This window comes from Paenimyroides ceti (assembly GCF_030409925.1).
Genome location: NZ_JAUFQU010000001.1, coordinates 211,223 through 224,655 on the forward strand (window position 1 = coordinate 211,223; position 13,433 = coordinate 224,655).

7 protein-coding genes are annotated in these 13,433 nt (G+C 37.9%); 5 read left to right on the top strand and 2 right to left on the bottom strand.

Annotation, left to right across the window (positions count from 1 at the left end; genetic code table 11):
- Positions 1–26 precede the first annotated feature (26 nt).
- Entirely contained in the window at positions 27–656 is a 630-nt protein-coding gene (locus QW060_RS00990) for a polysaccharide deacetylase family protein (protein ID WP_290361858.1), read from the top strand.
- Here QW060_RS00990 and QW060_RS00995 read toward each other — a convergent pair.
- Positions 649–945, bottom strand: coding sequence for a thioredoxin family protein (locus tag QW060_RS00995; protein WP_290361859.1), 297 nt, complete (start codon positions 943–945; stop codon positions 649–651). The two genes, QW060_RS00990 and QW060_RS00995, sit on opposite strands and share 8 nt — an antisense overlap.
- A gap of 55 nt (positions 946–1,000) precedes the next feature.
- On the bottom strand, positions 1,001–2,218 hold the full coding sequence (locus QW060_RS01000; protein ID WP_290361860.1) for a metallophosphoesterase: 1,218 nt from the start codon (positions 2,216–2,218) through the stop codon (positions 1,001–1,003).
- Between the two features lie 196 nt (positions 2,219–2,414).
- On the opposite strand from QW060_RS01000, the gene QW060_RS01005 reads away from it, so the two are divergent.
- The 4 genes from QW060_RS01005 to polA all read left to right on the top strand — a co-directional run bounded on the left by QW060_RS01005 (position 2,415) and on the right by polA (position 13,308).
- Positions 2,415–5,276 (top strand): GEVED domain-containing protein, encoded by a 2,862-nt coding sequence (locus QW060_RS01005; protein ID WP_290361861.1) that lies wholly within the window; start codon positions 2,415–2,417, stop codon positions 5,274–5,276.
- Between the two features lie 2 nt (positions 5,277–5,278).
- On the top strand, positions 5,279–7,618 hold the full coding sequence (locus QW060_RS01010) for a GEVED domain-containing protein (RefSeq protein ID WP_290361862.1): 2,340 nt from the start codon (positions 5,279–5,281) through the stop codon (positions 7,616–7,618).
- Positions 7,619–7,667: 49 nt separating this feature from the next.
- A complete protein-coding gene (locus QW060_RS01015; RefSeq protein ID WP_290361863.1) occupies positions 7,668–10,406 on the top strand; it encodes an RCC1 domain-containing protein in 2,739 nt (912 codons plus the stop codon).
- Between the two features lie 88 nt (positions 10,407–10,494).
- Positions 10,495–13,308, top strand: coding sequence for a DNA polymerase I (gene polA, locus QW060_RS01020; RefSeq protein WP_290364659.1), 2,814 nt, complete (start codon positions 10,495–10,497; stop codon positions 13,306–13,308).
- Positions 13,309–13,433 lie beyond the last annotated feature (125 nt).

Below are 13,433 nucleotides of genomic sequence, written 5' to 3' on the forward strand. Positions count from 1 at the left end.
CGGTTACACAAGTAACCGCTTTTTTTATGTTTCTAAAATCTTCAGCACTTTTGAGAATCCTGTTTCACAATCAACTGTGGAAAGTAAAGACAAAGGAAAAAAAAGTATATCTTACTTTTGATGACGGACCTGTTCCTGAAATTACAGAATGGGTACTTGATGTTTTGAGAGCTGAAAATATAAAAGCAACCTTTTTCTGTATTGGAGACAATATAAGAAAACACCCGTTAATCTTTGAAAAAATTATTGCTGACGGACATATAATCGGCAATCATACTTTTCATCATATAAAAGGTTGGGGGTGTACTGCTTCTGCTTATTTTCAGGATGTAGAGGATTGCCGCCGGGAAATAGAAAAATATTATAAAATAAATTCGCGGCTGTTTCGCCCTCCTTATGGTAAAATAACACCTGTACAGACAGCGGGACTGTTAAAAAGTGGATACCGTATTGTTATGTGGGATATTGTAAGCAAAGACTATGATCAGCAATTCGGTGTAGCCAAATCCTTACAAATGGTAACTGAAAATGTATCAAAAGGAAGCATTATTGTATTTCATGACAGTATCAAAGCTTATGATACCTTACAACAATTGCTTCCAAAATGCATTGAAGTTTTAAAAACGAGAGGATATACTTTCGATGTTCTTAATTAAAAGCTTTTGCAATGGTAACCAAAGAGCTTTTGTCAATCATTCCTGATTGTCTCCATACCATGGCACCGTTTTTATAAACCATCAATGTTGGTATTGTCTTTATTCTTAATGCTTCGGTAAGTTCCTTATTTTTTAGAATGTCTATTTTAATAATAGATAATTTATCGCCCATTTCTAAAGAAACATCTTCTAAAATTTTATTCATCTGATTACACTCCACATTGTGGTCAGAGCAAAAATGCAAAAGAACCGGAACCGGACTGTTTATTAAATCGCCGAATTTTGACATAAAGATCAGTTAGAGTTGATTACAAAATTAGAAACTTTTAATTAAAATCTGTTTTTTAGACAAGTTTTTTTAGTTCCAAAATAGTAATTTCAGGCATAATACCTACTCTTCCTGAATAGGCATGAAAACCAAACCCTCTGTTTACATAAATGTATTGCTTTCCTTTCTGATACAGACCTGCCCATTGTTTATAAATATATTTTACAGGACTCCATTTGAACCAGCCGGGAATTTCAATACCAAACTGCATTCCATGAGTATGTCCGGATAAGGTAAGTTGATATTTTTGAGGATTATTAACTACCTCTGCATCCCAATGAGAAGGATCATGACTCAGCAACACCTTAAAATCATCAGGATTTAATCCTTGTCCAGCTAAAGCAAGATCTCCTGCTTTTTTAAAATTCAGACCCCAATTCTCAACACCTACCAAAGCAATTTTCTCACCATCTTTATTTAAAAAAACATGCTCATTCAGCAATAATTGAAAACCGATTTTTGGGTGTGTACCTTTTATAGCTTCAAAATTAGCTGCCTTTTCTGCTTCCGTATCAAATCTGACATATTCTCCGTAATCGTGATTTCCTAAAACAGAATAATTTCCGTAGGGTGCTTTTTTTATTCTTTTTAAAACATCCAGCCACGGATCAGCCTCATTGGCCAGACTATTCACTAAATCCCCTGTAAAAACAATTAAATCTACCTCTTGTTGATTGATCAGATCAATACCGTATTTTATTTTTTCTTCATTGTCCCAGCTTCCTACATGGAGATCAGAAAGTTGTAATATTCTGAATCCGTCAAATGCATCTGGTAAATCATCAAAAAAAATCTTTTGCTTAAGGGTCTTAAAATTATATTTCCCTTTCGTGATTCCATATAATATCGATAAGAAGGGAATCACGGCCATACCAAAAGCAATCTGGCTTACAAACTTTCTTCTGTCGGGTAAAAAAGTAGTAGTAGTATTTTGGATAATCTTATTAAAAGTACCTATCAGTAAGCGCATGATGTCCTGAAATCCTAACAATAGAGTAATGATAAGCTTAGGGATGATCATCAATAATAGAATGCCCATGATAAACATGGTATTGTGATTTTGGCCTTTACTTCTGTCTAGATTCAATAAGAAATAAGTAAAATATAAGACAGCTCCAAAATTTATTATTATATATGCCCAGTGAACTATCTTGTTTTTTGTAAGATTTTGAACAAAAATATAAGAGTAAAATTCAAGAAGGATAATGATAACTAAGACTAAAAAAATTCGCATAGGTTCAATTTTCAACAAAATTATTGATTTATAAGCACGCATTCTTGCTAATTAAATATTATTTAACAGCCATTTTCTTCCATTTATCCTTTTTATTTAGTTAACATTTTTTTAGTTGTGGAATAAAATATTTAATAAGATTAAATAAATATAAAATAAGATTACATTTATTTTTATTTAATCTAAATAAGTAATTTTGTGGAATCTAAATTACTATTCCATGGAAAGAAATACCTATTTTGTTACACATGCAAATAAAATGAGACAATCTATAGGTTTCATTTTACTAATTTTTAGTATAAATCTGATGAATGCCCAAGTTGCTTATCACGAATTCAGTCAGATACAGAAAACATTTACTTTGTTGGAAAATCCAACGATTTTAGCAACAGCTACAGGTGCTTCAGGCCCTTCGTCACTGGATGATGTAGTATATAATATCGCAGATAATACGATTCCTTTTTCTTTTAACTTTAATAATATAGATTATACAGGTTTAAAAGTATTCACAAATGGTTATGTTGCATTTGGTACTATTGAAACGATAAAAAACAGACCTGTTTCTGACAATACAGCCTATGATGGAGTTATTTCAGCAATGGGAGCAGACTTAAACGGGTTGTTTCAGGTAAACGGCAAAACAGCTCAAATAAGTTATAAAACGATTGGTACAGCGCCAAACCGATCTTTTGTAATTGAGTACTTACATTTCAGACCTTACTCTACATCTACAAGTACTTCATCTTATTTTGATTGGAATTTTCAGATTCACCTAAATGAAAATCAAACAATTGAGATTGTATATGATTTACAGGTAACAGGTACTCCAAGTTCTGAATTACTCGAAGTAGGGCTCAGAGGAAGTACCAATGCAGATTTTAATTCCAGAAAAGCGAATGGAGTGTCAAGCAGTAACTGGACTTCAACAACAGCATCAATACAAAATACCGATCGTATTACAACTAATTCTTCAACATTGCCACCGAGCGGCTATAGTTTTAAATGGGAAAAAACGAGTTTTTGTTTACCCGTATATCAATACAGTGCAGATCCGGTAACGCGTGTTGTATTCAATACGATTGATAATGTTTCTACATCTACAGTACCGACAACACCGATATATGAAGACTTTACAAATATATCAACAGATCTTACAAAAGGTCAGACATATCCAATTTCTATTAAAGGACCTTCCAGTACATTTCCAAGTGATGTTATGGTCTATATAGATTTTAATCAGAACGGATTATTTGATGATGCTGGCGAGTCATTCTATATAGGTAGATTAGAACCTCAAAATCCATTCAACGCATTAACAATTACTTCGAATATTCTTATTCCTTCTACAGCATTAAACGGACCTACAAAAATGCGTATTGTGAAAAATACTAATGTAAGCGCACTTGCCAACCCTGATGCACCGAATGCTATTTCAGGACCTTGTGCTACCAATATGAGATCAGGTCAGGTAGAAGAATATACTCTTAATCTTCAGGGAACAAGCACAACTCCTGCTGTACAGACTGTAGCTGTAACCACTCAGAATAATGTGGCTGCACAGATTACAGCTGTTAATGGTACATTGCCACTGTTGGCAACAGTTAACCCTTCCGGAGCTAATCAGGAGGTTACCTGGTCAGTAGCTTCCGGAACAGCGTTTGTTTCTGTAAACAATGAAGGAATTGCAACGGCAATAGCCAATGGAACAGCTACTGTTCGCGCTACTTCGGTAGCCGATACAACCAAATTTGGTGAAATACAAATAACGGTAGTATTACCAACAGATACCTATTGTACTTCAGAAGGTGTAGATGGGTATTCATTACCTATTTATGAGTTTAACTTTAATAATATCCAAAATCTAAGCCCTGATCAGACAGATGCATCGCCCCTTTATGAAGATTTTACCAATCAGATATTTGAAGTATCTAAAGGCAATACTTATCCTGTAACAGTAAAAGGAAAAACAGACGGTCAGGAAAATATATTATCTGTCGTTTATATTGATATCAATCATGATTTTCAATTTACAGACAACGAAGCCTTCAATATTGGAATGTTAAGTAATACGGGTGGAGAAAACGGAACAGCGACAGGTTCTGTAACCATTCCTCAGTCAGCTTTGTCGGGTAGTACACGAATGAGAGTAGTGAATATGTATTACAATCCTTCGAGTACTAACGGAACCTTTATCAATACACCATGTCCTAACGCATGGTATTTAGGACAAATAGAAGATTACACAATTCAGATTTCAGAAGCAGTAACTCCTCCTGCTGTACAAACTGTAGTGGTAACAACACAAAATAATGTTCCGGCTCAGATATCAGCATTAAATGAAACCTTACAATTGGTTGCAACAATTAATCCTGCCGGAGCAAATCAGGAAGTAACCTGGTCTGTAGTATCGGGGCAGACTTTTGTTTCAGTAAATAATACAGGAATTGTAACAGGAATTGAAAATGGAACAGCAATCGTTCGTGCAACTTCAGTTGCTGATCCTGCCAAATTCGGAGAAATTCAGGTCACTGTAAATCAGGTGTTGTCTGTTGAAAATGTAATGGTTACTGTTATGAATAATGCAGAAGCAAAAATTATTGTTCAAAATGAAACCTTGCCATTGGTTGCTATTGTTAACCCTTCAGGAGTTAGTCAGAATGTCACATGGTCTGTAGCTGAGGGAGCGTCTTTTGCGAGTGTAAGCACTACAGGAGTTGTAACGGGAATCACTAACGGTACTGCAATTATTCGTGCCACTTCAGTTGCTGATACCACCAAATTCGGAGAAATAGAAGTGATTATTGATATTCCGACAGCATCTATAGATGATTTTGTCAAACAACATATAAAAGTCTATCCTAATCCGGCAGTTGATGTTTTGAACTTTGATTCTGATTTAACACTTGAAAGTATCGAAATCTACGATATGACAGGGAAAAAAGTAATAGAAACCAAACAAACTCAAATAAATATTCAGCACATAGCATCCGGAATCTATCAGGTAAAAATAGTGTTTGAGAATCAAAAAGCAGGATTTATTAAAATTATTAAAAAGTAAAAATGAAAAACAAAATTCTACCTTATTTCAGCCTACTTATAGGTTTAGCCGGCTATACAACAAGTCATGCACAAACTGCAGGTCTTGTAAAACCTGCCAAAACAAACATTGTACGAGGTGTTGCCGATACAGAATGCAGCAATACACTCCCAGGGCCTGATACAGGTGATATCGGATGTGTAACTTTTATTTATCAGGGGCAAACGGTTACGTACGCAACTGTAAGAGCAGCAGATGGTAAAATATGGTTACAGCAAAACCTTGGAAGCAGTCAGATAGCAACAGCGAGCAATGATGCTTCTTCTTACGGAGATTACTTTCAGTGGGGACGTTGGGATGACGGACATCAAAAAACAACTTCGCCTACAGTATCTGCGCCTGTACCAAACAACCCTGAAGGTCTTCAAACACCATCAAATGCCTTTATAACAGGCACCGGAGCTAATGGTTGGTGGTCAAACAATTTGCTGACCGATAAATGGGAGGTGTCAACGCCTGAAAATGCTACAGATGTAAATGGCTGTGATCCTTGTAAAGCCTTAGGTGAGCAATGGAAAATGCCTTCTCAGACTGACTGGACAGATTTGAAAAACGCAGAAAATATAAGCAATCCGGCTACCGCATTTAGCAGCAGTCTTAAATTATCAGCGGCAGGATATAGAAGCAATTCAAGCGCAGGATATACTTTTATCGGGGAAAGACTCTATTACTGGAGTTCTACACCTTCGAGTTCAGGTTCAAAATACTTCTATGTAAGTTCACTTATTGCAAATCCTGCAGCGGGTGCTGTAAGAGGGCAGGGATCTTCCATACGATGTGTACTGGCACAGGAGCCGATAGCGTCTGTTGCCATACAGGTAGAAGCAAATGCAGCTCCGGCTATTACAACAAACGGAGGAACTTTACAATTATCAGCAACCATATTACCAGCAACAGCAGATCAACAGGTAAATTGGTCTTTATTAGATGAGAGTACACTGGCAACTGTAGACGCAAACGGACTTGTAACAGCGATAGCGAATGGAACAGTAACGGTAAAAGCGGTATCTGTTACAGATAATACCAAATATGATACACTTGAAATTGTAATTTCTAATCAGGGATCTTCATCAGAGTTTCCGGCACCTTACTGTGGAGATGACGCCATCACGACATTGACAGTAAGTGAAATTACAGAAGTAACTTTTGGATCAATAACGCATACCAGCGGAATAAATGAAACACCGGCAACAACGATAGAAAACTTTACCGAAACAATTCTGAATGCAAATCAGGGTGCAACATACCCTGTGACCATTAAAGGAGGTACACAGGGACAAACTTCAGTATCGGCGTATGTGTATATTGACTTTAATCAGAACAATATTTTTGATGCCGATGAAGCATTCACAATAGGTTATCTGGATAACTCAAATCCGGTTACAGGAGTTGAGTCAGGTACAGTATCAGGGAATATAACCATTCCGGCAGATGCCCTTACAGGTACTACGCGTTTTAGAGTAGTAAAAGCGTATGAGTCAGATTCATGGATGGGAGTATTGGAAAATCTGCCATGTCCTACAGGATGGTTTATAGGACAAGTGGAAGACTACACGATAGAAATTGCGGAAGCATTGCCAGGTCCTGTAGATGATTATTGTGAGGTAGCGGTAGATTTTGATGTAGAGCCAATTACATATGTATCATTTGCTAACATTGATAATACTACATCAGAAGCTGTAAACGGAACACCGGCTTATGAAGATTTCACAGAAATCACAGGTGATGTTATTACTGGAGAAACGTATGTTTTAAAGGTAAAAGGAAACACCAACGGACAGTTTTCACATGACGTTCGGGTGTTTATTGATTGGAATCAGGATTTTACTTTTGATATGGAAACGGAATATTATACCGCTTCTTTAGAACCTTCAACAGGCACGGATGATGTCGGGGTAGCTATTGAAATTACGATTCCTCATGATGCTGTATTAGGTACTACTCGTATGAGAATCATCAAAGATATGTGGAATGTTTATGAACCGGGTGAATTCGATGCGTGTACCAATGCTTATTACGGACAGGTGGAAGACTATACATTAAACATTCAGGATGAAACGGCTTCTAACGAAGCGTTTGACAAACCAGAAATTAATGTGTATCCGAATCCTACAACCGGGATGGTAACCATATCTTCAGAAACAGAAATTTCAAAAGTAGAATTGTTTGATCTTACAGGAAAAAATATTGCTGTATATATAAATGCAACATTTGATATTTCACATTTGGCTGCGGGTATGTATCAGACAAAAATATCTTTTGGCAACGGAAAACAATCCTTTGTAAAAATTATCAAAAAATAACCTATTGAGGCTGCTATTTATAGCAGCCTTAACTATATAAATAAAAAACATGAAACATAAAATATTTTTAAGCGGATTGTTAGTGTTTTTGACACTATCAATACAGGCACAGATTTCCCGGTCTGAAGGGAAAAGCAATGTGGCCTATCACGCTGCCTATCAGCGAATGGCAGCGGGAAGTGATCACTATCTTGAAATAAAAAACGGAGAATTGTTCGCCGCAGGGTCTAATAGTGATGCCCAGTTGGGAGATGGCACAACCAATTCCCGGAATACAGCAGCAAAAGTGGGTACAGATGACAATTGGGTAACCATTACTGCAGGAACAGGTTTTTCTCTTGGTATTAAAGCAGATGGTACTTTGTGGGCATGGGGTAAAAATGATTTGGGACAATTGGGAATAGGAACCAATGTAGTGACACAAACACCCGTTCAGGTTGGAAGCGATCGTTGGATAAGTGTGTCAGCAGGATCTGACTTTACACTTGCTGTGAGAGAAGATGGAACCTTATGGGCATGGGGAGGAAACAGTATGGGACAATTGGGCAGAGGAACTAATAATTTTTCTGCGAATGCCACACCTGTACAGATAGGAACAGCTACAAACTGGACTAAAATAGCGGCTGGTTTCTGGCACAGCCTTGCTCTAAAAGCAGATGGAACCTTATGGTCGTGGGGAGCTAATGCTGTAGGACAATTAGGAAACGGAAGTGTTTCGGTTACAGGCATCGCAACACCAGTTCAGATAGGAACGGACAATAAATGGAAACAATTGGCAGCAGGAGGTTTCTTTTCTGCTGCACTTCAGTCAGACGGTACTTTATGGGTATGGGGAGATAATTACTACGGACAGGTAAGCGGATCTTCTGCAGAATATGAAACAGCACCTTATCAGGTAGGAAGCGAACGCTGGAATAAAGTAGTGGCGGGAAGAAATCATATTCTGGCGTTGAAAGCCAATGGTAAGGTCTGGAGTTGGGGTGATGAACAAGGGAACGGGATACAGACCAATAATACCCCGGTAGAAAAAAACATTTCAGGTATAGTACAGATAGCTGCCGGGAATAGTTTCTCATTCGCATTAAAATCAAACGGAGAATTATTCTCATGGGGAAAAAATAACCTGGGACAATTAGGAAACGGAAGTAATCAGAATGCTGTATCTCCGCTATCGAACGGAAGTAAATCAGAAGAAATAATAAGTGTAGCGGCAGCTCACGGATTCAATACATTGGTACTCTATTCCAACGGAAAACTAAAAGGATGGGGAGCGAATAATACGTATCAATTGGCAAACGAACAGACCGTTGATTTCTATGAACCGATTGCAATTTCTGCTGCAGGAGGCGATAATATTGCCATAGTCACAGGAATTGATCATACTTTGGTACTCAAAGAGGACGGTACACTATGGGGCTGGGGAGACGGAGAAATGATCGGAAACAGTACCAATTCACAAACACCGGTACAAATAGGGACTTCAGATGAATGGATAAGCATGACCACAGGTAGTTTTACAAGTGCCGGAATCAAATCAGACGGAACGCTTTGGACCTGGGGATATAACTCTAACGGACAGTTGGGAAATGGCTCCACTAATTCAAGTCCGGTTCCTGTAAAAGTAGGAGATGATAACGATTGGGTAGCTGTGGCTATGGGTGGTTCACATACAGCAGCTGTCAAATCGGATGGATCTCTATGGGGCTGGGGAAGAAACTATTCGGCAGAAGCCGGGGCCGGTGAGGATACAGAAGATGTTTTACTTCCTTTAAGAATAGGTACAGATAATGATTGGGTTGGAGTGACTTCTGCTTCATTTTCTACCTTAGCTTTAAAAGCCGATGGTACCCTTTGGGGCTGGGGAGCAGCAAACATGGGGCAAATCGGTGGTCCACAGCCATTCCCGATAAAAGTTCTGGCTCCTCAAAAAGTAAGTGAAGATCGGTTCATTCAGGCCCGATTGGCAAACTGGTCGGGTTCAGCAATACGCACAGATGGTAAACTCATGGGGTGGACTAATTTCAATATGGTTTTCGGAGATTTAGGAATGGGTAATAATAACAACTATCCGGTGCCGACTCTTGTGCCCGGTCAGGAAAATATAGTACAAATTAGTGCCGGACAGGCGCACCGTAGCCTTTTAAAAGCACAAAGAAAGGATGTCTGCATGGCAGGAAGAAATTTTAACGGAGAGTTGGGAATTACAGATGAAACAACCACAACATTAAATACGTATCAATGCGGAATAGCTCCGTTTGGGGAAGAAGAACCTGTTGTTGTGATAGAATCTGTAACCATTCAGGTTCTCAACGGAGCGTCACCTGTAGTATATGCAAATAATACATTGCAATTAGTGGCAACGGTAATGCCGGTTGCTGTAAATCAGGAGGTTGTTTGGAGTATAAGTAATGGCAGTGAATTTGCTGGTATAGATAGCAACGGATTGATCACAGGGCTTGCGGAAGGAATCGTAACCATAAGAGCTACATCGGTAGAGAATAGTGCAATATATGGTGAAATTCAGATAGAAGTAAAAGAAGAAACAGCTTCTGTTGGCAAATTTGATCTTCTTGCAGCTACTGTTTATCCGAATCCGTCTACTGGAAATATTACCGTAAAATCAGAGTACGGAATTGTTAAAGTTGAAATGTTTGACATGTCAGGAAAAAGAGTGGCAGATTTTACCACCGCTGCATTCGATATCTCACATTTGCCGGCGGGAGTGTATCAAACCAGAGTTGAGCTTGATAATGGTAAAGAGACATTTATAAAAATCGTCAAAAAATAAAATAAAAAACACCTATGTATAAAGCTATGTTTCTTTCAGAAGCATAGCTTTTTTGTTTAAACTTCGTATTTTTGAAAAATAAATCTTCATCATGACACAAAAACGCTTATTCTTACTGGATGCTTATGCCTTAATCTTTAGAGGTTATTATGCTTTTATAAAAAATCCGAGAATTAATTCTAAAGGACTCGATACTTCTGCTATTTTAGGGTTTATGAATTCCCTGATGGATGTTATTAAAAGAGAAAAACCCAATCATATAGCGGTTGCTTTTGATAAAGGAGGCAGTGTGGCACGATGCGAAATGTATTCGGAATACAAAGCAAACCGTGATGAAACACCGGAAGCTATAAAAATCGCTATCCCTTACATCAAGCAAATTTTAGAGGCTATGCATATTCCTATTGTTGAGGTAGAAGGAATTGAGGCAGATGATTTGATAGGAACATTATCTAAACAGGCTGAAAAACAGGGGTATCAGGTTTTTATGGTCACACCAGATAAGGATTATGCGCAATTGGTGTCGGAAAATATTTTTATGTACCGCCCTGCAAGAATGGGAAATGGAATTGAAATATGGGGCGTTGATGAAGTAAAGGAAAAATTTGAAATTGAACATCCTGATCAGGTAATTGATTTTCTCGGAATGATGGGAGATGCTGTTGATAACATTCCGGGTTTGCCTGGGGTGGGAGAAAAAACGGCAAAGAAACTGCTTGCTGAATTTGGTTCTATGGAAAATCTTCTGGCCAATACAGACAAGCTCAAAGGAAAGATGAAAGAGAAAATAGAGGCTTCTAAAGAAGTAGGGTTGCTTTCCAAAGAACTGGCTCGTATTATGCTGGATTGCCCGGTTACATTTGATGAAGAAGATTTTGAAATGAGTAAACCGGATGTGGAAAAAACGGATGCACTGTTTATTGAACTTGAATTTCGCAGAATGAAAGAACAGTTTGATAAAATTTTTGATGATAATGCACCACAAACAACCCCTACACCAATAGGAAAGCAACCGCGTAAAGAAGAACAGTTCTCTCTGTTTGAAACCGGTGATTCAGAAGAAAAGATTACCGATGAAGGATACTATGCTACTTTAGCAAATACGGATCATTTCTACCAATTGGTACAGGGGAATCTGGGATTGCAGCTATTGGTTAAAACCCTTTTAGAGCAAAAAGAAGTTTGTTTCGATACAGAAACAACAAGTATTGATACCAATAAAGCAGTACTGGTAGGAATGTCTTTCTCTGTAGAAAAAAGCAAAGCCTATTATATTCCTTTTCCGGAAGATCAGGAAGAAACTCAAAAAATGATAGAAGTTCTCAGACCGTTTTTTGAAAATGAAAACATTATCAAAATTGGTCAGAATCTAAAATATGATCTGAAAATTCTTAAAAAATACAACGTACAGATCAAAGGTTTTCTGTTTGATACGATGATTGCCCATTACCTTATCAATCCTGATATGCGTCATAATATGGATGTTTTGGCAGAAACGTATTTAAAATACAGTCCTCAATCCATTGAAGAATTGATAGGAAAAAAAGGAAAAAATCAGAAATCAATGCGTGAGGTACCGGTTGAGCTCATAAAAGAATATGCGGGTGAAGATGCAGACATTACCTTACAACTAAAAAATGTCTTTGAGCCTAAATTAATCCAGAGCAATACAAAAGAACTGTTTGACCGTATAGAATCTCCATTAGTTTCAGTACTGGCGGATATGGAAGCAGAAGGTATTCGTCTGGATATACCTTATTTGAAGACCCTTTCAGAAGAGTTGTCCGTTGAAGCTAAAAAACAGGAACAGCAGATTTATGAAGAAGCAGGCGAAACATTCAATCTGGCTTCTCCTAAACAATTAGGTGATATCTTATTCGATAAACTGAAAATAGGAGGTAGCAAACCTAAAAAAACAAAAACAGGTCAGTATGCAACGGGTGAAGAAGTCTTAAGTTATCTTGCTAATGATCACCAGATCGTACGCAGTATTCTCGAATGGAGGCAAATAGTGAAATTGCAAAACACGTATGTAGATGCTTTGCCATTACAGGTAGATGAGGTAACCAATAGAGTACATACCGATTATATGCAGGCGGTAGCGGCTACCGGACGATTGAGTTCCAATAATCCGAACCTACAAAACATTCCTATCCGTACTGAACGTGGACAAAAAGTGCGTAAAGCCTTTGTGGCAAGAGATGAAAACCATGTATTACTCTCTGCCGATTATTCTCAGATAGAACTTCGCATCATTGCGGCTCTGAGTGAAGAGCCTAATATGATGGAATCGTTCAAAAAGGGAGAAGATATCCACCGCTCTACTGCAGCTAAAGTATTTAATGTAGCTTTGGAAGAGGTAACAAGAGAGCAGAGAAGTCATGCAAAAACGGTAAACTTTGGAATCATATATGGTGTTTCTGCTTTCGGTTTGAGCAATCAGACCTCACTTTCAAGAGCAGAAAGTAAAGAGCTTATAGATACATATTATGCTACGTATCCGAAATTGAGACAGTACATACAGGATCAGATTGCTTTTGCACGGGAATATGGCTATGTGCAAACGGTGTCCGGCCGTCGCCGTTATCTGAAAGATATACATTCCCAAAATGCAGTAGTGCGCGGAGCGGCGGAAAGAAATGCTGTCAATGCTCCTATTCAGGGAAGTGCAGCTGATATTATCAAAATAGCCATGATCAACATACATAAAAAACTTGTTGAGGAAAACTGGCAGGCAAGAATGTTACTTCAGGTACATGATGAATTGGTATTTGATGTACCAAAAGAAGAAGTAGAGCGTATAAAGCCAATGATTCAACACGAAATGGAACAGGCGTTCAAACTTGCTGTACCATTGGAAGTAGAAATAGGAGTAGGTGACAATTGGTTGTCTGCACACTAAATTATATACAACAAAGCTATTGAAGATCCTCAATAGCTTTTTTCATTAAAAGGATTCTCCATACAACTCGAACAACTATATGTTGTTCTATGGATAAGAAATTCGATTATATAGAAAATCAGTAT